19 protein-coding genes and 1 tRNA gene are annotated in these 21,714 nt (G+C 44.9%); 14 read left to right on the forward strand and 6 right to left on the reverse strand.

What is annotated here, in order from left to right; translation table 11 throughout:
* Nucleotide 1: 1 nt before the first annotated feature.
* The gene (locus BK026_RS16780) at nucleotides 2–1,900 is read left to right on the forward strand and encodes a diguanylate cyclase (RefSeq protein WP_071816863.1); all 1,899 of its coding nucleotides are present in this window, start codon (nucleotides 2–4) and stop codon (nucleotides 1,898–1,900) included.
* Nucleotides 1,897–2,895, forward strand: a complete 999-nt coding sequence (gene hemB, locus BK026_RS16785; protein ID WP_071816864.1) for a porphobilinogen synthase — start codon at nucleotides 1,897–1,899, stop codon at nucleotides 2,893–2,895. Before BK026_RS16780 ends, hemB begins: the two co-directional genes overlap by 4 nt.
* Nucleotides 2,896–2,912: 17 nt before the next feature.
* On the opposite strand, the gene BK026_RS16790 is transcribed toward hemB, so the two are convergent.
* Both BK026_RS16790 and rhlB read right to left on the reverse strand, forming a co-directional pair.
* The gene (locus BK026_RS16790) at nucleotides 2,913–4,424 is read right to left on the reverse strand and encodes a guanosine-5'-triphosphate,3'-diphosphate pyrophosphatase (protein ID WP_071816865.1); all 1,512 of its coding nucleotides are present in this window, start codon (nucleotides 4,422–4,424) and stop codon (nucleotides 2,913–2,915) included.
* A 26-nt stretch (nucleotides 4,425–4,450) separates the two neighbouring features.
* The gene (gene rhlB / locus BK026_RS16795) at nucleotides 4,451–5,740 is read right to left on the reverse strand and encodes an ATP-dependent RNA helicase RhlB (protein WP_071816866.1); all 1,290 of its coding nucleotides are present in this window, start codon (nucleotides 5,738–5,740) and stop codon (nucleotides 4,451–4,453) included.
* Nucleotides 5,741–5,840: 100 nt separating this feature from the next.
* On the opposite strand from rhlB, the gene trxA (BK026_RS16800) reads away from it, so the two are divergent.
* The 3 genes from trxA (BK026_RS16800) to BK026_RS16810 all read left to right on the forward strand — a co-directional run bounded on the left by trxA (BK026_RS16800) (nucleotide 5,841) and on the right by BK026_RS16810 (nucleotide 9,158).
* The gene (gene trxA, locus BK026_RS16800; RefSeq protein WP_071817736.1) at nucleotides 5,841–6,167 is read left to right on the forward strand and encodes a thioredoxin TrxA; all 327 of its coding nucleotides are present in this window, start codon (nucleotides 5,841–5,843) and stop codon (nucleotides 6,165–6,167) included.
* 273 nt (nucleotides 6,168–6,440) lie between these two features.
* Nucleotides 6,441–7,706 (forward strand): transcription termination factor Rho, encoded by a 1,266-nt coding sequence (gene rho / locus BK026_RS16805; RefSeq protein ID WP_083575108.1) that lies wholly within the window; start codon nucleotides 6,441–6,443, stop codon nucleotides 7,704–7,706.
* Between the two features lie 159 nt (nucleotides 7,707–7,865).
* The gene (locus tag BK026_RS16810) at nucleotides 7,866–9,158 is read left to right on the forward strand and encodes an amidohydrolase (protein WP_071816867.1); all 1,293 of its coding nucleotides are present in this window, start codon (nucleotides 7,866–7,868) and stop codon (nucleotides 9,156–9,158) included.
* A 117-nt stretch (nucleotides 9,159–9,275) separates the two neighbouring features.
* On the opposite strand, the gene nhaA is transcribed toward BK026_RS16810, so the two are convergent.
* The gene (gene nhaA / locus BK026_RS16815; RefSeq protein WP_071816868.1) at nucleotides 9,276–10,547 is read right to left on the reverse strand and encodes a Na+/H+ antiporter NhaA; all 1,272 of its coding nucleotides are present in this window, start codon (nucleotides 10,545–10,547) and stop codon (nucleotides 9,276–9,278) included.
* Nucleotides 10,548–10,824: 277 nt separating this feature from the next.
* Here nhaA and purE point away from each other — a divergent pair, with 277 nt between their 5' ends.
* From purE to BK026_RS16845, 6 genes are all read left to right on the forward strand, one after another.
* Nucleotides 10,825–11,319, forward strand: a complete 495-nt coding sequence (gene purE / locus BK026_RS16820) for a 5-(carboxyamino)imidazole ribonucleotide mutase (protein WP_071816869.1) — start codon at nucleotides 10,825–10,827, stop codon at nucleotides 11,317–11,319.
* Nucleotides 11,316–12,452, forward strand: coding sequence for a 5-(carboxyamino)imidazole ribonucleotide synthase (locus BK026_RS16825; protein ID WP_071816870.1), 1,137 nt, complete (start codon nucleotides 11,316–11,318; stop codon nucleotides 12,450–12,452). The genes purE and BK026_RS16825 overlap by 4 nt, the downstream gene beginning before the upstream one ends.
* 60 nt (nucleotides 12,453–12,512) lie before the next feature.
* Nucleotides 12,513–12,588: transfer RNA gene (locus tag BK026_RS16830), tRNA-Thr, on the forward strand.
* Nucleotides 12,589–12,654: 66 nt separating this feature from the next.
* Nucleotides 12,655–13,200 carry a copper chaperone PCu(A)C gene (locus BK026_RS16835; RefSeq protein WP_071816871.1) on the forward strand — a complete coding sequence of 182 codons (546 nt, stop codon included), beginning with the start codon at nucleotides 12,655–12,657 and terminating at the stop codon, nucleotides 13,198–13,200.
* 185 nt (nucleotides 13,201–13,385) lie between these two features.
* The gene (locus tag BK026_RS16840) at nucleotides 13,386–13,859 is read left to right on the forward strand and encodes a Dps family protein (protein WP_014948101.1); all 474 of its coding nucleotides are present in this window, start codon (nucleotides 13,386–13,388) and stop codon (nucleotides 13,857–13,859) included.
* Nucleotides 13,860–14,067: 208 nt separating this feature from the next.
* A complete protein-coding gene (locus BK026_RS16845) occupies nucleotides 14,068–15,249 on the forward strand; it encodes a PQQ-dependent sugar dehydrogenase (protein WP_071816872.1) in 1,182 nt (393 codons plus the stop codon).
* Nucleotides 15,250–15,324: 75 nt separating this feature from the next.
* Here BK026_RS16845 and BK026_RS16850 read toward each other — a convergent pair whose 3' ends face one another.
* Nucleotides 15,325–17,427: a S9 family peptidase gene (locus BK026_RS16850; protein WP_083575184.1), complete on the reverse strand. Its 2,103-nt coding sequence runs from the start codon at nucleotides 17,425–17,427 to the stop codon at nucleotides 15,325–15,327.
* Nucleotides 17,428–17,701: 274 nt separating this feature from the next.
* Nucleotides 17,702–18,034 carry a DUF962 domain-containing protein gene (locus BK026_RS16855; RefSeq protein ID WP_071816873.1) on the reverse strand — a complete coding sequence of 111 codons (333 nt, stop codon included), beginning with the start codon at nucleotides 18,032–18,034 and terminating at the stop codon, nucleotides 17,702–17,704.
* A 283-nt stretch (nucleotides 18,035–18,317) separates the two neighbouring features.
* Here BK026_RS16855 and trxA (BK026_RS16860) point away from each other — a divergent pair, with 283 nt between their 5' ends.
* Nucleotides 18,318–19,187 carry a thioredoxin gene (gene trxA, locus BK026_RS16860; RefSeq protein ID WP_071816874.1) on the forward strand — a complete coding sequence of 290 codons (870 nt, stop codon included), beginning with the start codon at nucleotides 18,318–18,320 and terminating at the stop codon, nucleotides 19,185–19,187.
* 48 nt (nucleotides 19,188–19,235) lie between these two features.
* Here the strand turns inward: trxA (BK026_RS16860) and BK026_RS16865 are convergent, their stop codons facing one another.
* Complete coding sequence (locus tag BK026_RS16865) at nucleotides 19,236–19,667, reverse strand: hypothetical protein (protein ID WP_071816875.1); 432 nt, start codon at nucleotides 19,665–19,667, stop codon at nucleotides 19,236–19,238.
* A 251-nt stretch (nucleotides 19,668–19,918) separates the two neighbouring features.
* Between BK026_RS16865 and BK026_RS16870 the strand changes: the two genes are divergently transcribed.
* Both BK026_RS16870 and BK026_RS16875 read left to right on the forward strand, forming a co-directional pair.
* Nucleotides 19,919–21,097, forward strand: a complete 1,179-nt coding sequence (locus BK026_RS16870; protein WP_071816876.1) for an aminotransferase class V-fold PLP-dependent enzyme — start codon at nucleotides 19,919–19,921, stop codon at nucleotides 21,095–21,097.
* A gap of 56 nt (nucleotides 21,098–21,153) precedes the next feature.
* The gene (locus BK026_RS16875; RefSeq protein ID WP_071816877.1) at nucleotides 21,154–21,336 is read left to right on the forward strand and encodes a DUF2065 domain-containing protein; all 183 of its coding nucleotides are present in this window, start codon (nucleotides 21,154–21,156) and stop codon (nucleotides 21,334–21,336) included.
* Nucleotides 21,337–21,714 lie beyond the last annotated feature (378 nt).

The raw sequence follows: 21,714 nt of genomic DNA on the forward strand, positions 1-21,714 counted from the left end.
TATGCAAATAAATTCTAATGCAATACGAAGGTACGACATAGGGCTTATCGCCACTACACTTATTGCTGTTTTTGCATTCATTATCGTTATTGTTAATCTCTCGCCGGTTGCTGAATCGGCCCCACGCTACTCTCAGCTTAAGTACTTGAAAAACGAAAAGGGCAATGATTATAACTTCAATAATATTGCGCAGGTGCCGGCGTCGGAATGGTCAACAATATCGGCGCCCGTTAATTTAGGTATGGACGGTGATGTGCAGTGGTTCTCGCTTGTCATTGCCCCTACACAAAGTGATGAAAGTAGGTTTATTCTTCATATCGACTACCCGTTACTTGATACGTTAGACGTGGGCGTTTTTCAACTTACGGGGAGCAAACCTACGGCGTTATATTCAGCGGGAGATGGCCAGTCTTTGTCAGAAAGGCCAATCTTGCATGCTAAACCCCTTTTCCCATTGCCAAATAGTGCCGAATCTCAACGTGTTTTTATCAAAGTAGAGACGTCCGGCACGGTTCGCTTACCTATAAGAATTTGGGAAGAAAAAGAATTTATTGTTTACACCTCAAGCCGCAACGTTGCCTTAGGCATATTTTTCGGCATCCTTATAGCTATGGGGATAAGCAATGCATTTCTCACTGTAACAGCACGCAAACTATCGTTTTTATTTTATTCTGGTTACGTTTTTTCTTTAGCATTGACGCTAATCACATTGCATGGTTATGGCTTTGCGTATCTATGGAAAGATAACATTTGGTTTCAAAGTAAAGCCGTGGTCGTATTTGCCAACGCCACTATAATGTTTGCCTCCCTATTTACCCGAAGTCTTTTGCCTGTAAGGGAGCACAGTACTAAGCTTGACCGCATATCCAAAGGAATTAGCTGGGTTTGTGGCGCCTCCATCATAGTGGGTATGGCGGTGCCATACTATGTGATGATTAAATTATTCCTAGTTCTACTCAGCTTGATAGTTATTTTTACACTCGGCCTTGGGTTATGGCTAGCAACCCGTGGAGTGGTGGTTGCGCGATACTTTTCTGTTGCTTGGGGGTTTCTCCTTGTTAGTGGATTAACGGCGAGTTTAGATAACGTGAACCTTATTCAATTACCCATTGGTTCGAATAACTTACTCATCGTGGGTGGCGCTGTTGAAACGATAATTTTGGCGTTGATCCTCGCTATCAGCTATAGCCACAGTCGTGACGATTTGATCGAAGCGCAGCAATTTGCATTAGACCAAGAGATGCAGGCAAATATCGCAAAGGAAAACTTGCTAGAAGTACAAAAGCGTTATCAAGATGATTTGGAGTATAAAGTAGAGGAGCGCACGCTCGAACTCGAAATTACGTTAAGAGAGCTATCAGAGGTAAACCAAGAGTTAGAGCGATTAAATGCAATCGACCCGCTTACTGGTGTATATAACCGACGACACTTCGATAAACGTTTGCGCTCCGAGGGGCGAAGAAGCCGTCGTGAACAAACACCGCTTTCACTTATCTTAATGGACATAGATCACTTTAAAAACATTAATGACACGTATGGCCATGACGGGGGCGATGCGTGTCTTATACATATCGCACAACTGTTCCAAAAGCACATCCACCGACCAACTGATGATGTGTGTCGTATAGGTGGTGAAGAATTTGCTATCATTTTGCCTAACACCGACCTAAGCGGTGCGTATCACGTGGCACAGACTATCCGAGAGGCTCTTGAGGGTGCACCGCTTAACTATGAGGGCCAGAACATTGATCTTACAGCGAGTGCGGGTGTATCCAGCACTATAATTGAAAACGAAGATCACGCGCAATTGTTGTTAAGACACGCAGATGCATTGCTTTATGAAGCAAAAGCAGGTGGGCGTAATAACGTGAAATATAAAACTTTACAGGAATATATATGACATCTTCTCCATTCCCTTTGCGCCGGATGCGCCGACTCAGAGCAAACGAAACGCTGCGAGGGCTTGTAACTGAAAATGTTCTTACAACTGATGACCTAATTTATCCCGTATTTGTGCTTCCTGGCGAGAACGCAAGGGAGTCAGTACCCTCTATGCCAGGTGTAGATAGGCTGTCTATCGATTTGCTAATACAAGAAACAGAAAAGTGGGTAGATTTGGGGATTAAAACGCTCGCACTGTTCCCCGTTACGCCAATGGATAAAAAGTCAGAGTGTGCAAGCGAGGCGTTCAACCCAAATGGCCTAGCTCAAGAAGCGATGAAAGCACTTAAAAAGGCGTATCCAGACGTTATGTTAATGTCGGATGTAGCACTCGATCCTTTCACATCACATGGACAAGATGGTCTTCTTAACGAAGATGGATACGTGATGAACGATGAAACGGTAGAGGTGCTGATTAAGCAAGCGTTATCTCACGCTGAAGCGGGCGCAGACATTGTTGCGCCTTCCGATATGATGGATGGCCGAATTGGCAAAATAAGGGAAGCACTTGAAAAAGCAGGGCATATTAATACATGTATAATGGCGTACTCAGCAAAGTATGCATCTGCCTATTACGGCCCATTTCGCGACGCGGTTGGTTCGGCAGCTAATATAAAGGGCGGCAACAAAAAAAGCTATCAGATGAACCCTGCAAATACGGACGAAGCATTACATGAAATTGCGTTGGACTTAGAAGAAGGCGCTGACATGGTAATGGTCAAGCCAGGCATGCCTTACCTTGACGTTGTTAGACGTTGTAAAGAGACGTTTAACGTACCGACGTTTGCGTATCAGGTAAGCGGTGAATACGCCATGCACCAAGCGGCGTTTGCAAACGGATGGCTTGAGGAAGATGCGGTTATCCTTGAGTCGTTATTAGCATTTAAGCGCGCAGGAGCTGACGGTATTTTAACTTATTTTGCACCTAAGGCAGCTGCACTGCTGCAAAATTAATAGCGGTGCAGTCTTAGCTATTCGCAAATGAGCTCAAAGCCAGCCTTATGCTGAAGCCAACATTCGTTTGCAAGTTCTGCGTTAATCAGAGGGTGTGCTTTTAGCCAGCCCTCTGGGAAGCGCAAAGTCCATTTATCCTCTTCACATAATAAGCGCAATTCCGGGATGTGTTTGTTTTGTCGACGAAGACAAAGCACAACTGATAGGCGCAAAATACGCAGCAGTCCTTTGAGCATTGGCTGATAGTCTGCATGGTATTTATCGAAGTTTTTAGTATTGATGTTCAGGCGATGTTGAGCTACCAGGTCACGTATAGCAGTGCGCTGAAGCCGAGTAAAGCCCGGAAGATCAATATGGCTAAGCAGATATTCGCCATGCTCATGGTGGCGTTTGTACTCGATATGTAATCCTATTTCGTGGAGCTGAGATGCCGCACCCAAAATAGTTTCTGTATCAAGATGGCAGATATTTTGCTGAGCACATAGCTGATGACATAGCAAAGACGCAACCTGTTTCACTGTGTTGGCATGACTCGTATCAATATGATAACGATGTTTAGTTTGATTAAGTGTCTGTTGACGTCGGTCGTTCTCGGTCACATTATCTAACATGCCATAAATGAGGCCTTCTCGAAGCGCGCCACCAGAAATATTCATGTGCTGAATGTTAAATGCTTCAAATAACGCAATTAAAATAGCAAGCCCTGAGGGGAATATTGCTTTGCGACTTTCTTCAAGACCATCAATGTCGAGTGACTGCATAGTTGAGCACTCAATACACTGCTTTTCCAAGTGGTAAAGGTAATCGATGCGAATGGCATCACTTATTCCTTGGGCAACCAGTATTTCGGTAATCGCTTGAGGTGTACCCGAGGCACCAAGGCAATTATCCCAGTCAAAACACAAAAACGCGTCAGCTACATTAGCGATAAGCGCATGGGCCGCTTGCTTCGCTTTGTCGAAGTTATCTTGCGTTATGTCGCCATCTTGAAAGTAACGTTCCATGAAGGTTACGCAGCCCATATCTAAACTTTTTAGATGGATTGGCTGCATATCGTTACCGATAATGATTTCAGTGCTGGCCCCGCCAATATCAATAACTAAGCTATTCCCTTGATTAGCCGACGTATATGCAACACCTAGATAGATCTGCCTAGCTTCTTCCTCGCCACTAATAACATCTAATTTATGATTGAGTACTTGTTCGGCTTTGCGAATGAATACATGTGCGTTAGTTGCTAGGCGCAACGTCGCGGTAGCAACTATTCTTATATTGGAAGGAGGAATGTCTTGCAAACGTTCCGAAAATACTTGCAGGCAGTTCCAGCCGCGCTCCATGCTGTTCTCATCAAGCGCAAAATTTTCATCTAACCCTGCGGCTAGGCGCACTTTTTGTTTAATTTTTCCTATTATTTGCACACTACCATTGACGACGTGAACAATAACCATATGGAAGCTGTTTGAGCCTAAGTCTACGGCGGCATAGTACTCGCCGTAGGTCTGTGCATCGTGCTGAAGTTCTGCCTGCATAAATTCTCGATTCTCAATTACTGCGCTTACGCTTTATTACCACGCTGCTGTGGTTTACCGCGACCTCTTCCGTTGCCGCCTCGTCGAGAACTGTTGCGGTTGTTTGGTGCGCGTCGTCTGCGCGGTCTTGGTGGTGTTACATCATCAAGAAGTGCACTTCGGTCGTAATCGGTAACTGGGATAGCCTTTTGAATGTACTGCTCTATTGCGGGTAAGTTTAACGCATATTTTTCACAGGCAAAACTGATTGCAACACCACTTTGCCCTGCGCGGCCGGTACGTCCAATTCGGTGTACGTAGTCTTCAGCGTCGTCAGGTAGATCGTAATTAAATACGTGGGTAACAGCATCAATATGAAGACCGCGCGCGGCAACGTCAGTTGCTACCAGAACGTCTACGTTGCCGTTAGTAAAGTCTTCTAAGATCCCTAGGCGTTTCTTCTGCGGTACATCACCGCTGAGTAAGCCTACGCGGTGCCCGTCAGCAGTAAGCCAGTCGGTGACTTTTTCGCAGCTATTTTTTGTATTAGCAAAAACAATCGCTTTTTCTGGCCACTCTTCTTCAAGTAGCGTAAGAAGCAGTAGCATTTTGTCATCATCAGACGGATAGAACAGCTCTTGAGAAACGCGTGTTGCTGTAGTTTGTTCTGGAGCAACCTGTACATGTGTAGGGTTATTCATGTGTTCGTAGGCAAGCTCTTGTACGCGATAGCTAAGTGTCGCAGAAAATAGCATGCTTAGGCGCTCGCTTGCTGGCGGCATACGACGAAACAAGAAGCGGATATCTTTAATGAAGCCTAAATCGAACATACGGTCGGCTTCATCGAGCACGGCAACCTGAATATTATTCAGTGTAAACACATTCTGCTTATAGTAATCGAGAATGCGTCCTGTCGTACCAATTATAATATCTACCCCTTCTTCCAACGTTTCACGTTGACTTTGATAACCTTCGCCCCCATAAATCAACCCAAGCGACAATCCAGTATGCTCACTAAGCAGTTTGGCGTCGTTGTAGATTTGTACGGCGAGCTCTCTGGTCGGCGCCATTATAATAGCGCGAGGGCCATTTGATTTGCTGTTATCTGCATTTTCTGCTTTGCTTAGCAAATAGTGAAATGTAGCCACCAAAAAGGCAATGGTTTTACCGGTCCCGGTTTGTGCCTGACCCGCAATGTCGTGCCCCTCTAGTAAAGGGGGCAGTGCAAGTGCTTGAATTGGTGTACAATGTGAAAAATTAGCTGCCGCCAAGGCGTCAACAACCTTGCCGTTAATCGGCAAATCGGAAAAGTGAGTATCAGTTAAGTGAGTAGGCATAGCTTATAGCTTATCGGTGCTTGCATTAAAAAACAGTTTCTATATAACACTTATGGTCGTGCTGAGACAAATCAGCGGCAGACCAATAATGGAGAAAAGAATGAGCGACAAAATTATCCAGTTATCTGACGATAAATTCGAGGCAGATGTTATCAATGCTGAAGGTCCTGTACTGGTTGACTTCTGGGCCGAATGGTGTGGCCCGTGTAAAATGATCGCCCCAATCTTGGAAGAAGTAGCGACCGAGTTTGATGGCAAGTTAACAGTTGGCAAGTTGAATGTCGATGAAAATAACGAAACTCCACCGAAATATGGTATTCGTGGTATTCCAACATTGCTACTTTTCAAAAACGGAAACGTTGCGGCAACTAAAGTAGGTGCGCTATCTAAAACGCAGCTAACAGAGTTCCTTAACGAAAACCTTTAAGTAAAAATTACTATTTAAAAAAACCGGTGCTTTCGTTAGTACCGGTTTTTTGTTTTTACAGTTCTATTGATTGTTTCCGGCAGCGCTAGCGATAAATATTTAACATTTGAGTAGTAAAAGGCTGGACGTTGGTTAAATATAGTGCTAACTTTTGATTAGCGCTCACCCGAGCAGCATTCTGCTTACGTCCACATCCGGGCGAAATCAAATCTAAACTAGAACAGAGTGACTATTAGTCCTGTAAGCGAAGTTCAAGCACAAAGACCCACCAGTATGAATTTAACTGAATTAAAGAACAAACCAATTAGCGAGTTGGTTGCCCTGGCCGAAGAAATGGGCCTGGAAAACATGGCACGCGCCAGAAAACAAGACATCATTTTCTCTATACTGAAAACACACGCGAAAAGCGGTGAAGATATTTTCGGGGATGGAGTTTTAGAAATATTGCAGGACGGCTTTGGCTTTTTGCGTTCAGCTGACTCTTCGTATCTTGCAGGTCCAGATGATATTTACGTCTCTCCTAGTCAGATTCGTCGCTTTAACTTGCGCACGGGTGATACCATTGCTGGAAAAATACGCCCTCCGAAAGACAGCGAGCGTTATTTTGCCCTTTTAAAAATTCGCGAAGTAAACTTCGACAAGCCTGAAAACTCACGCAACAAAATCCTTTTTGAGAACCTTACACCGCTGCACGCGGCAGACCGCTTACGCATGGAGCGTGGCAATGGTTCGACAGAAGATATTACCGCACGTGTGCTCGACCTTGCGTCGCCAATTGGTAAAGGCCAGCGTGGTCTTATTGTTGCACCGCCAAAAGCGGGTAAAACTCTTCTTCTTCAGAATATCGCACAGTCAATCGCCGCTAATCACCCAGAATGTGAATTAATGGTGTTGCTTATTGATGAACGCCCAGAAGAAGTAACTGAAATGCACCGCCTTGTGCAAGGCGAGGTCGTCGCTTCAACCTTTGACGAGCCAGCTAGCCGTCACGTTCAGGTTGCTGAAATGGTTATCGAGAAAGCCAAGCGCCTTGTAGAGCACAAAAAAGACGTAGTTATCTTGCTGGACTCAATTACACGTCTTGCTCGTGCGTACAACACGGTCATCCCGTCATCGGGCAAGGTGCTTACTGGTGGTGTTGATGCGAATGCTCTGCACAAACCAAAGCGATTCTTTGGTGCGGCGCGTAATGTAGAAGAGGGTGGTAGTTTAACTATTATCGCAACTGCGCTAATCGACACCGGCTCTAAAATGGACGAAGTTATCTACGAAGAGTTTAAAGGTACGGGTAACATGGAACTACACCTTAACCGTAAAATTGCGGAAAAGCGTGTGTTCCCAGCAATCGACTTTAACCGCTCAGGCACTCGCCGTGAAGAATTACTTACTGCCCAGGACGAACTACAGAAAATGTGGATCCTTCGCAAAATCGTTCATGAGATGTCAGAGATTGACGCGATGGACTTCTTGATAAGTAAACTGTCGATGACAAAAACGAACGATGAGTTTTTTGATGCCATGCGTCGTCAAAAAAGTTAATCAATGTATCGTTAAAAAGACCTGCCTACTGGCAGGTTTTTTTTTGGCCCACGTTTTTACATTTCTTTGACAGATTATATTTCGTAGCAGATGTCTTATCTGCAAATTTAGTTTAGTCTAAATTACACCGGACCCTTCCATAACAACAAGAGAGCGACTATGAAACGAAAAATGCTATCCCTCCTGCTATCTATCGCCTGTGTTCCTTTTGGCTTTGCGAAAGTCGATGTCGATGCTATGGCAGATAATGTCGAGAGTGACGTGATAAAGTGGCGTCACCACTTCCATGAATTTCCTGAGTTATCTAATAGAGAAGTCAATACGGCGAAGTATATTGCTGACTATCTCACTAGCCTTGGGTTAGATGTTCAAACCGGCATCGCTAAAACGGGGGTAGTTGCAATTTTAGATTCAGGCAAACCCGGGCCGGTGGTTGCGCTTCGTGCTGATATGGATGGGTTACCTGTTAAAGAGCAAAATGACTTGGCATATCGTTCAACTCAGGTCGGCGAATACAATGGTAACGAAGTACCAGTGATGCACGCATGTGGCCATGACACGCATATGGCAATGCTCATGGGCGCAGCAAAGATCTTAACCGACATAAAAAGTGAGTTAAAAGGTAAAGTTAAGTTTATCTTCCAGCCTGCTGAAGAAGGGGCGCCAGCTGGTGAGGTCGGCGGAGCAGAGGTTATGGTCAAGGAAGGCGTGCTTCGCAATCCTGACGTTGATGCTATATTTGGTTTACACATAAATGCTAACACAGATGTTGGCAAGGTACGCTATAACTCAGGCGGGACTATGGCCGCTGTCGACCCCTTTAAGATAGTGATTAACGGAAAGCAGGCGCACGGTGCTTATCCCTGGAAAAGTGTTGACCCTGTTGTCACTGCCGCACAAATGATCATGTCTATACAAACTATCGTTAGCCGCGAACTTAAGCTTATCGATGACGCCGCAGTAGTGTCTATTGGTTCCATTCATGGAGGAAATCGTTCGAACATTATTCCTAGTGAAGTTGAAATGGTTGGCACTATTCGAACCCTTAATAAAGCGGCGCGTGAGCATATTTACGAGTCACTACCGCGCAAGGTAAACGCCATAGCCCAAAGCATGGGGGCTGAAGCAGAGCTTACTTTGCCTTTAGACTACTCCTATCCGATCACCTATAACGATCCGGAATTAACAGCGCAGATGCTCCCAACAATCCAGCGAACAGCCGGAATACAAAATACGCTGCTATCGAAACCGGTCACTGGTGCCGAGGACTTTTCATTTTTCCAAGAGCAAGTCCCGGGCCTTTATGTGTGGGTAGGTGGTAAACCGTTAGACGTATCTGAAGAAGATAGCCCCGCTCATCACACGCCGGAGTTCTATGTAGACGATTCGGGTATGAAGCTTGGCGTGAAGTTGTTAACTAATTTTACGTTAGATTACATGGCACAACATTAGCAGCATTGTTCTCGTTAGCTGCATAGATACACTCTTTTGTTGCTGTTAAGTACGATGAGTAAATGGCGGCATAGTTGCCGCCATTTAACAGGGGTTTAGCGAAAACTCGTAGACGAGCTAGTCAACCGTATTACCGGTAAACTTACTCGCATTTGCAGCGACCTTGTGGTCTTTCTTATTATCACTGACGAGTCTTAACACAATGAAACCTAAAGTCGCAGAAACCAGAGAGCCTGCTAGAATGCCTACTCGCTCATCGAAAATTTGATTAATTCCCGTTTGTGCAAACGCCAGGCCCCCAATAAACAAGCTCATAGTGAAACCCACACCACAAAGCAGAGCACAACCATAAATATGCTTAAAATTTAGATCTTCCGGCAGTGTGGCTAATTTAAGCTTAACCATCAGGTAGCAGAAGCCAAATACACCTAGTTGTTTTCCAACGACTAGGCCTAAGAAGATACCAAATGTTACGGGGTGAAAAATCCCCTCGGGGCTTATATTACCGAAGCTAATGCCAGCATTCGCGAAAGCGAAAAGTGGCAATATGGCAAAGCTTACAGAGCTATTTAAACTATGTTCGAGACGGGTAACTGGTGAATACGAAGGATCTTTATCGTCTCTCATTGGTATGAAACCCGCCAGCACCACACCTGCTAGTGTGGCGTGGACACCTGATTTTAGCATGGCTACCCAAAGTACTATACCAACCAATATATAGGCTGGAATATCCACAACGTTCCGCTTGTTCATTTGCCACAACAATGCCAAACAGCTCGCTGCAATAATAAGCGCACCAGCGGTAATGTTCTCTGTGTAGAACAGGGCGATAATGACGATCGCTCCAATGTCATCAATAATTGCAAGTGTGACAAGAAATATTTTCAAACTGGTGGGTACACGACTTCCTAGAAGCGCTAGTATACCTAGCGCAAATGCAATATCAGTGGCGGCAGGAATAGCCCATCCTGCTATCGCTACGGGGTTGTCCCAGTTAATACCAACGTAGATTAGCGCGGGTATGATCATACCCCCTATGGCGCCGGCGGTAGGCAACACAATATCCTTAGGGTTTGCAAGCTCTCCTTCACATACTTCACGCTTTAGCTCTAAGCCGACGTGAAAGAAAAAAATGGCCATTAGACCATCGTTTATCCAAAGTAAAAGAGGCTTATCAATGATAAACGAGCCTGCGGAAATCTGTACGGGCATACTGATAAGTTTGTCATACAAAGTATCAAGGGGAGAATTTGCAATTATGAGTGCAAGTAACGTGGCAACCATAAGTAATATGCCGGGTGCCGCTTCTCTGTTTAGAAAATCAGACACCACATCGTGAACTTCTTCAATAACTTCATCGATGACATCGGGTTCATGCTGTTTAGACATTGGATAACCTCTTGTCTTTTACGCAACGAGGAGTGAAAGAGGCCGGTATACACACTCTAGGATTTAGCCCCCGTTTACGTACTATTCAGTAGATTAATTAAAGTTAATACGGCGCTAAATTTGAATATAGATCACCTCCTACGGAGAACGGAGATTTACGATTAGCCTAAGTCACGCTATACGCTATCGAGCCATTAGCGGTGGGATTTTAAACGCTTTTACGCTACAATCGCCGCCTTTCAAAGGTTGTCCACTTTACCTACCCGAGGATCTCTAGATGGCAAAAGTCGCGATTGTGATGGGTTCAACTTCAGACTGGCCTACAATGCAGCAGGCCGCAAAAATGCTGAAGTCGTTTGGTGTTGAATTTGAAGCTAAGGTGGTGTCGGCGCACCGTACACCAAACTTGCTAGTCGATTTTGCAGAAAGTGCTGCTGATGAAGGTTTTAGCGCTATTATCGCAGGTGCCGGTGGCGCCGCACACTTACCAGGTATGATTGCTGCCCACACACACTTACCCGTGTTTGGCTGCCCGGTTAAATCAAAAGCGCTTAACGGTTTAGACTCGCTGCTTTCTATTGTTCAAATGCCGAAGGGCGTTGCGGTCGGTACACTAGCGATAGGAGAGGCTGGTGCAGCAAATGCGGGTCTTCTAGCGGCTCAAGTAGTTGCGTTGCAAGACGAGCGCGTACGCGATGCCGTAATTGCATTTAGAAAAGCACAAACAGATACCGTTTTGGCATCAAGCAATACCTTGGAGCTAGACGAATGAGAGTTGTAGTTTACGGCGCAGGACAACTTGCACAAATGATGTACTTAGCGGGAAGTCCCTTAGGTATCGAAGTTCAGGCTGTGGACGTAAGCAACGAAACCGTTGTACATCCCGTAAGTAAAACACCACTAGACTTATCACTAGAACAAGCGTTAGAAAGTGCAGATGCATTAACTGTCGAGTTTGAACATGTACCAGAGCGGCTGTTAGAAGACGCTGCAAGAACCAATAAATTGATGCCTAATTTTGACAGCATTCTGGTGGGGGCAGATCGCGTTCGCGAGAAAAAGCTGCTTGAGAGTATGCAAGTTGCAAACTGTGAGCACAAAATCGTTACCGAACTTTCCCAGTTAGACGACTGTGTAGCGCAACTTGGTGATAAACTTATCTTAAAAGCCAGCCGTGATGGCTATGACGGTTACGGTCAGTGGCGTTTAACTGATAAAACTGACTTACCCGAGTTAAAAAATGCGCTTCAAGGGTTAGATTTAAAGGCTGTTCCGTTAGTCGTCGAAAAAATGGTCGCTTTCGATAGAGAGTTGTCGTTAATAGGTGTGCGCAATGCGAATGGTGACGTAAGAACCTATCCGCTTGCCGAAAACCTGCATCACCAAGGCCAGCTTCATGTGTCGGTGGCGCCAGCCACTCACGTTGACAACGCACTTCAGACTCAAGCCCAGGATATTTTTACGAAACTGGCGACCGGTATGGACTATGTTGGTGTACTAGCCGTAGAACTATTTCAAGTGGGTGATAAACTGCTTGTCAATGAACTTGCTCCGCGCGTACATAATTCTGGTCATTGGAGCCAATCTGGCGCCGTCACTAGTCAGTTTGAAAATCACTTGCGTGCAGTATGCGGCTTACCTCTTGGCGATACATCAGCTATTGGCCCCAGCGCGATGGTAAATATTATTGGCTGCAGCAGCTTTTCACGGGATTTGTTGAGTATTGATGGCAGTCATCTTCACTGGTATGGCAAGTCAGTTCGTGAAAAACGTAAGATGGGGCATATCAATGTCACGACTAATAGCTACGAAAGCCTAGGTGAAAAGCTTATGGCACTGAGCAATTATTTACCACTTGAGTACTTTCCGAAATTAATTAGCGAAGCAACGCGATTAAAGGGTTGACACCCTCAAGTTTATCGCTAGAATACGCATCCGCTGTCTAGGCAGCGGTTTTTAAAGTGTGCCGACTTAGCTCAGTTGGTAGAGCAACTGACTTGTAATCAGTAGGTCGCCAGTTCGATTCCGGCAGTCGGCACCATCTCTCTTTTTTCCTATGCCAAACTTACGTACACTTGCTATCGAGTACTTTTTCGGAGCAGACTGTATGTCATCTTTTGTCAAACCGCTACAACCTCTAGTTTTCGTCACCGGCTTATTTCTTATAGGCGTGTCTTGCCTTGCAACTGTGCATGCTGACGAGCACGGAAATCACCAAAAGCACGAAAAACACCACGAACATGCCAGCAAGCAATCGGATATTATGGTAATGAACGGCTACGCCAGAGCAACCTTTGCGTTGGCAAAAACCGGCGCAGTTTACTTTACTCTGCATAACCACAGTGACGTCGATAAAACATTGGTTTCTGTCTCAGTATCCAGCGATATAGCTAGCGAAGCGCAAATCCATACAACGGTTATGGAAGACGATGTCATGAAAATGCGTGAGCTCACTGACGGTGTCATCATAAAAGCAGACGAGATGGTGTCGTTTGAATCAGGCGGCCGCCACGTCATGTTGATGGGATTGAACAAGGGGCTAGAAGAGGATGGAGAGATAGCACTAACCCTCAAGTTTAGCGATGCGAGTGAACTGCAGGTAACTCTGCCGGTTAAAAAAGAAGCCGGCGAAAGTCACCATAATCACCATTAATATGGGGCTAGGTCAGGACGCAGAGAGTCATCAATGAATACGATGCACTCAATCAATTAAACCGTTAATCTGAATCAACACTTCTGTAGTATTATTATCCTATATTATTTAAACCCATGTTTTTCATCTACCATAAGTGGACTGATGAAAAATTCAAAAACGGTTTTAACGTTAAGGAGTGTGACATGAGCAAGATTGATATTGGTATTTCTGAGAGCGATCGTAACGCAGTAGCAGAAGGCCTAAAGAAGCTGTTGGCCGACTCTTATACATTGTACCTTCAAACGCATAATTTTCACTGGAATGTGGAAGGCCCACAGTTTCGAGAATTGCATTTGATGTTTGAAGAGCACTACACTGAACTTGCCGAGGCCGTAGACGAAATTGCAGAGCGTATTCGTACTCTAGGTGTTGCGGCTCCAGGCACATATAAGTCGTTCGCTGAGCTTAGTTCAATTGAAGAAGTGGAAGGCGTGCCAGAGGCAACAGAAATGGTTAGGCTGCTAACACATGGTCATGAGCAAGTAGTGAAAACTTGCCGTGAATCGCTAAAACTAGCGCAAGACGCTGACGATGAATCATCTGCAGCATTAATTGGTGATCGTATGCGCGTTCACGAAAAAACTGCGTGGATGCTTCGCGCAACTTTACCAAAGTAAATTGATTATTTGCACGTCGCTTAAGTAAACGTGTTAACTACGATTGAACCTAGGCTTAATCGACAAATCATTTTTATCGCATAAGCGAGTAAGTTAATCATAAAGGGTACAGCAGCGCTGTGCCCTTTTTTGTATACTGTGTTCAACTAGAATAATAAAAGAAGCCTGTGTGGCAGGAGCACAGCTTCTTTACACGAGGCTCCTAGTGATGAAACCATCCAACATATTATCTGTACCTTTCAAACCTATTAGTGCGATAGCACAGTCGATTGCTTGTGTAATGGCGCTAACAGTGAGCCAATCTGCTTTGGCGCATGGCGATCACAAGCATGATGAAGCTCACGAAATCACCGACAACGACATAACCGTAACTACGCTGGCTGAAGGGCTGGCACATCCATGGGGTATGGCATTTTTGCCAAATGGTGACCTGTTGGTAACGGAACGTGCAGGAGGCATTCAGCGTTTATCAAAAGATGGCACCTTATCTGGGCGCTTAAGCAATGTACCTGAAGTTGTTGCGCAGAACCAAGGTGGAATGCTGGACATCGCTATCGACCCAGATTTTGCCAGTAACAATACTATTTACTTCTGTTATAGCAAAAAAAGTGATGTAGAGGGAAAACCGGGCAGTAGTAGCAGTGTTGCAAAGGCTCAGCTCAATAGCTCAGGCCTTGAAAATGTTGATGTTATTTTTAGTGCCGATTCTATTGTCGATAACGGCTTTCACTTTGGGTGTCGTTTAACGTTTGATGCTGACAAGCATTTGTACGTCACAATGGGCGACCGCTACAAGTACATGAAAGAAGCGCAGAACACCGACAACCACTTTGGTAAAATTGTGCGCATAAACCGCGACGGCAGCGCGGTAGCAGATAACCCTTTCATTAGCGGCAAAGCCCCTGAGATATTCAGCTATGGTCACCGAAATGTGCAAGGTGTAACTATTCATCCTGAAACTGGAGCTGTATGGGCGATGGAGCACGGACCGAAAGGTGGAGATGAAATCAATATCCTTGAGCGTGGCGCTAACTACGGCTGGCCGGTAATTACCTACGGTGTTGACTACAGTGGCGACATTATCAGTGACAAAACCCACATGGAAGGCATGAAGCAGCCATGGGTTTATTGGGACCCTTCTATCGCCCCAAGCGGACTAGCGTTTTACAAAGGCGATATGTTTAAAGAATGGAACGGTGATGTATTAGTGGGCTCACTTAAGTTCACGCATCTTCGTCGCATAAAGGTTGAAGATGGTAAGCCCGTTGAACAGTTTGAATATGTTCGCGACAATCACGATCGGATCCGCGATGTTGAAGTTGCTCCAGACGGTGCTATTTATCTATTAACTGATGCACCTAACGGTAAAGTGCTAAAGCTGACCAAGTAGCGTCAAACCAAAAATAAAAAAGGCGCCGTAGGCGCCTTTTTCAATAGTTAATAGATTGCGTGTATTTTCAACGTATTATTCACTATCGTCTTTCTTGTAACGTTCAAACCACGCCACAATATTACCTACTTTCTGGATCAGGCGTGAAGGACGACTGGCGATCCCATGAGAAGCACCTGGAATTCTTACCATAGCCGCATCTATGCCTTGTAATTTCAATGCTTGATAATACTGTTCCGTTTCACTGATCGGCGTGCGATGGTCTGCTTCACCAGTAAGCAACATGGTAGGCGTTTTCACGTTTCCAACCAAGCTTAGTGGGCTGCGCTGCCAAAGTTTATCAGCAATAGTCCAAGGCATACCTTCCATCCAATACTGGCTAAAGTACGGGTATGCGTCTGCGGTCAATGTGAAGCTCATCCAGTTAATAACGGGCTTTGCAACAACAGCGGCGCGAAAGCGGTTTGTTTTACCAATTGACCACGCAGTAAGCGTGCCGCCCCCCGAGCCCCCGGTTATGAACAGGTTTTCAGTATCAACATAGCCTTTTTCTAATATGGTGTCGACTACGTCCATTAGGTCGTTATAGTCTTCTGATGGGTAATTGTGATGGATCAAATTACCGAAATCTTCACCGTAGGAACTGCTGCCTCTTGGATTAGACCAAACCACAACGTACCCCTGTGCGGCCATAAGTTGTATTTCCATTGCGAAGTGGGGGCCGTAGGCGGCATGAGGTCCGCCATGAATTTCTAATATTAGCGGATACTTTTTATTCCTATCAAAACCGGGGGGCAAAGCAACCCATGCGTCTATCGCACGCTCGTCCACACTCGACACAACCGCTAGGTCTTGTACTTGCGCTAAAGTTTTATGACCCAGCGCATCGCGATTTAAATCGGTAAGTTGTTTATCCTCTTTACCTTTTCTGTAAAGTGCGAGGTCGCCAGGCATTGTGCGTCCAGCCGTGGTATATATAACGTGTCCGCTTTGACTCATCGTAAAATCGCCTGACGTGTAAGGACGTCCAAGAGCTTGTCCACCAAGCGTTACATCCATAGGCTTTACATTGCCTTTCAGACCGACCATGGCAAGCTTCGTCTCGCCGTGATCAAGGTATGAGAAGACCAACCCGCGACTGTCTTGACGCCATATAAATTTACCTAGGTTTCTATCTAACGATGTTGTTAAACGGGTAATTTTTCCGCTTTCAAGCTCCAGTATTGTCAAATCGCTATTTTGATAAGAGAGTTTTCTATCATCTAGCTGAGTAAACGCGAGGTATTTGCCGTCAGGGCTCAAAGTGGGTTTGCTCTCCGCTCCTTCAATATCGGTGACTTGTTCAATAGCTGCCGTATCAACGTGTACCTTAAAGATGTCGCTGAACGTTGGGTGCAGCGCATAGTCTTCGCGGTTCGGGGTGGCAAAATAAATCCAGCTGCTGTCGCGAGAAAAAGAAAGGGTACCGCCGCTAGGGAATTTTCCTGTTGTTAATTGACGAGGCGTGCCGCCTTCAACGGGTAATACAAAGATTTGATCGAAACCTTCGCTTAAGTACCCCCTGCCGTCGCCTCTATACTGTACGGCATCAATGTATGCGCCCTGCTTGGCCCACCGTGCGCCTTTAGGCTTCTTTGGCATGCCAGTGAATAAGGGCTTTTCCTTAACTTGCACAAATTGTGTAAACGCCAAGGTTTTGCTGTCGTTGGACCATGTTAATTGACGAGGTGTTGCGCTGGTATTGGTTAAACGCACAGACTGCATAGTGTCCAAATAGTAAAGGTATATTTGTGCGCGACCATTCAACGATTTCGTGTAAGCCACCATTTTTCCGTTTGGAGAGAGAGTAGCTTGTGACACGTTTTCATCTAAATCTATGAAGGGGCGATGCTCGCCTGACTTTACATTTACCTGCCATAGTCTGCTTTGCCTACTATCGGTCATAATATCCATACTCTGACGAGCATAGATAACGGTGTCTTTATCAATAAACTGCGGATTAGCAACAAATTCGAGGTTAAAAGTATCCTCGTAGGTGAGCGAATTTGGCTCTGATACATTTGCAGGCTGGGCATTGGCATGGTTTAACCCTAAACCTAACACTAACAGCGACAATGCTGTCGAACTATTAAATAAGCCCTTGCGCATGGGACGTGAAGCGAAACGAGACGCAAACATGTTTGTTCCTTTTATTTTTTGCGCTAAGCGCAATAGGTAGAATGTTCGCTATCAAGCGTTTAACGTAAACCTTAACGAAAATGTAGCAAGCTGCGAACGTTCTTCTAACCATATCGCTTTCATTTCTTTTATGTAAAGCATGTGCGGTGAAGAGGCTGGATTGGTCGTTAAAAGCGCACATCTCAACATTTATCGCATTACTGCCCCTCGCATGTAGCGCATGAGTGCTGTCGAAATGAACGTAGGGCTGGGCGCCAATTAATCTTTGAGCACTTTATTCGCCTTTAAGACTAATTTTCCCGACAAGAATATCTTTGAACATGACCCAGTCGCCCATCAAGCTGTAAAGCGGGTGTTTAAACGTCGCAGGGCGATTTTTTTCAAAAAAGAAATGACCAACCCAAGCGAAGCCATACCCGACAAGCGGAATAAACCATAGTAGCGTCCAGCTAGCCAAAAATATGGCTAGCGCTATAACCCCGAGTACCAACCAAGAACCGATAAAATGAAGCGTGCGGCATTTGCTATCTCTGTGTTCATTTAAATAAAACGGGTAAAACTCTTTGAATGAAGCAAAATGAGTATCAGCACTGGCTTGTTCAGACATAAATACCTCTCGGCTAAAATCTTATAGTTTGCAGGAGCGAAGTAGCATAATTTAGGTTATTTACATAACATTAACACTTTGCTCTGCATTAAATTGTCGCGAATACGACAAAAAAAGAATGATTTTTTACACGAAGATGTAGACTGGCTGAAACTGGACAAAAGATAAGATTAACCGGTGACCCAGCGCAAGACCAAAGGAGAAAGATGGCCGATGTTAACCTTGTAATTTAAAGCCGCCTGCCCCATATTCCTCTCAGTATAAGAAATTTAAGGCCTGCGTTATGGAAAATATCGTTGCAAATAGTCAAGCAACCATCGTAGATATTACGGTAGAAAACTTTCAGCAAATCATAGTCGAAGCATCGCAAGACAAAGTAGTACTCATTGATTTTTGGGCTGATTGGTGCGAACCCTGTAAAGACCTTATGCCCATATTAGAAAAGCTGGCGGGGGAATTTAGCCAGCATCTAATTTTGGCTAAAGTAGACTGCGAAGCGCAGCAAGAAGTGGCTGCACAGTTTGGTATTAGAAGCCTGCCAACGGTAATGGTTGTGCAAAACGGCCAGCCTGTTGATGGTTTTGCTGGCGTGCAACCAGAGCAGCAAATTCGCGAAATGCTCGCTAAATATTTGCCCAACCCAGAAGATGATTTACTAGCTACTGCGGGTAAAGCAATTCAGCAAGGTGAGTATGCAGAGGCATTACCTGCGGCAAAAGAGGCCCTTGCTCTTAATCCTGACAATATAAACGCTAAATATATGCTTATCGATTGCTATATTGAGACGGGTTCTATCGATATGGCAAAGGCTTTACTGGAAGAAATTAAGCTGGTGGACCAAGACTCGCGTTACAAGAGTTTGGTAGGCAAAGTTGAATTGGCAGAACAAGCCGCAGACACCCCGGAAATTCGTCAGCTTCAAGCAGCAGTAGAAGCGAACCCAGATGATTTGCAGCTTAAAGTGGATTTAGCGGTACAGCTGCAGCAAGCCAACAAAGCACAAGATGCACTCGAACTTCTCTATAGTGTACTAAAGAAAGAACTTGGGTTTGGCGATGCTAGAAAGCTAATGATGGATATGATGAATGCATTGGCCGATGGTGATCCGCTCAAATCAGAGTACCGAAGGAAGGTCTACAGCCTACTTTATTAGGCAATAGGTTATCACAGGGTTGCAAGGTACAATGCCGTTGCGACCCTCTTACTGGCCTTTCGAAAGTATTGGAGAAAAGCCTTGTTGGTCGAGCCAATTCAAGGCATCAAAATATTTTTCAAAATATTCTCTCTCATAATTATCAGTGTCGAGCGCTTTCATGTGTCCTGGGTGCGTTCTTTCAAGTTGTGCACGCTTTACCATGCCGCTGTCTAATACATAAGCCGACCGGCAAAGCCCTTTACCGATATTTACTTTTATAGCATCGGCAAGACAACGTTGGCACTCTGGTGTTGATAAAACCCAACGGCGACCATCCATCAACGCCGCCCATGGCTTTCCTTCAAATCTCTCAATTAAGCTATGCATTTCTTCAACGAAGAACTCAGTGGTTTTTATATTCCACGCGCCCGTAGCGTAAACTTCAAGAACATTACCTGAAATATCAATGGAGAAATTTCCATACTTTGGAAAACGCATACAAGTCCTGTAAGTACGAAGGTGTACAATATCGTATGTTAATTTATACGCAAAGCAATATTGTATAGCAGTTTTATGGGTTGTGTAAGCACAATATGGTATAAAAAAATATACTCATATAGTGTTGGTGGCCAGAACTATTTACACCCTAGACAACCCTTTTTTGGTCTATCTCAAGGGTAGGATCATGCTTAAAAATTGCAAGTTTGCTAATGTTACGCGGACTATCAAATGGCATAAGAGTGGCAACAATGGCTTACCAAACATTGTACAAAGGCTTTTTAACTGCAAGCCGGGGGAAGCAGCACTACGCGTGTCACAGCCATTATTTTTGGCCAGACTGTACACGCGAGGCAATGCTTAACTACTGGGATGACAGCGCTAAGTATGTTGACGAAAAATGGGGATTCTTTTTTCAAACGTTGGTGCCAGAGCTACAGCAGCGTATTAGCAACATACTTAACACCGGTGCGCCACAGCAAATCGTTTTTGCGCCTAATACACACGAGCTGCTGTATCGTATAATGAGCTGCATTGAGAGCGCTGCACCATATAAAGTCGTGTCGACAGATAGCGAGTTTCACAGTTTTCAGCGCCAAGCGAGTAGGCTGCAAGAGCAGGGTGCGATAGAACTTATTACCGTACCTACAAAACCCTACAATACGTTTGCGTCGCGCTTTAAGGCAGCAATTGCGGAACATGATCCAGAGCTAGTTTTTTTTAGTCAGGTATTTTTTAATTCTGGATACGTGGTGAACCATGTTACAGATATCGTAAACAGCGTAACAAACGATAATACCCTTATTGTGGTTGATGGCTACCACGGCTTTATGGCAAAGCCCACTGACTTAGCGCCGGTTGCACATCGTATTTTCTATCTTTCAGGCAGTTATAAATATGCCCAGGCAGGAGAGGGCGCATGTTTTGCGCATGTACCAGTGGGCTGTGAGCTAAGACCGGTATATACAGGCTGGTTTGCAGAGTTTGGCGAGCTAGATAAGCCTCGCAAAGTAGGCGGCAAAGAGGGCGTTCAATATAGTTTAGATGGAATGCGCTTTGCCGGTGCGACCATGGATTTTACTGCGCTCTACAGACTAAGAGCCGTGCTTCGTATGTTCGACGACAATGGCATTGATGTAGCCACTATCAACGATTACGTAATGGGCATGCAGCGCACATTTCTAGAGAAACTTGCTACCTGCAACCATCCCTTGTTAAATGAAAAACATCTAGCAGTAAGTGATGAAGCAAACCGAGGGCACTTCCTTACCTTTGAATTAGAAAGTGCCGATGAAACAAAAGCCCTTGCGTCAGCGCTCAAAGAACACCATATTCTTACCGATTTTAGGGGAAATTGCTTACGGTTTGGTTTCGGTTTGTACCACACCCCAGAGTATATTGATTTAACCGCGCTGAAACAGAAAGCGTAAATCGTTGCGCTAAGACTACGCAAATATTAACGTCACACTTATTTAAGGATAGTGTTATGGAGTGGCTATTACCCGCTTTCGCTTTGGTACTTATTATAGAGGGAATAGGGCCGCTTCTTTTTCCAAATAAATGGCGCAACTATTTACTTCAGATAAGCCAGCAGCCTAGCAATCAACTGCGCCAAATTGGCGGAACCCTTGTGATTATAGGTGCACTACTGCTGTTTTATTTCAGCTGAGTTAGCGTCCAGAACTAGGTATTAAGAGGCATTAAGTGGCGTGAAAACGAACCTCACCAAACGCTGCCACACGCTTTACCATAATACATAGTACGAAAAGGAGTATGACTTTACCGTTGACTAAAAAGTGTGCGCTTTAGCCTGTATTCAACATTCAGAGGTATATTTTCAGCCCTTTGAATACCTCATAAGCTTTTAAGCGTCCAATGCCCGCGAATAATAGTAAAACATTATATAAATGGGCGCAGTGCAGACTGGGGTAGACCGTCTGTTCAGCTTTTATTCCAGGTAATGTTTAGAAAGCTTTAAAAATTAGCGTCTTAGAAAGTACGTTTCGAAAAGTACAAAGCCAAGCCTTATTTCAAAAAGGCTCGAGCG

This window comes from Alteromonas sp. V450 (assembly GCF_001885075.1).
Taxonomy (GTDB): Bacteria; Pseudomonadota; Gammaproteobacteria; order Enterobacterales; family Alteromonadaceae; genus Alteromonas.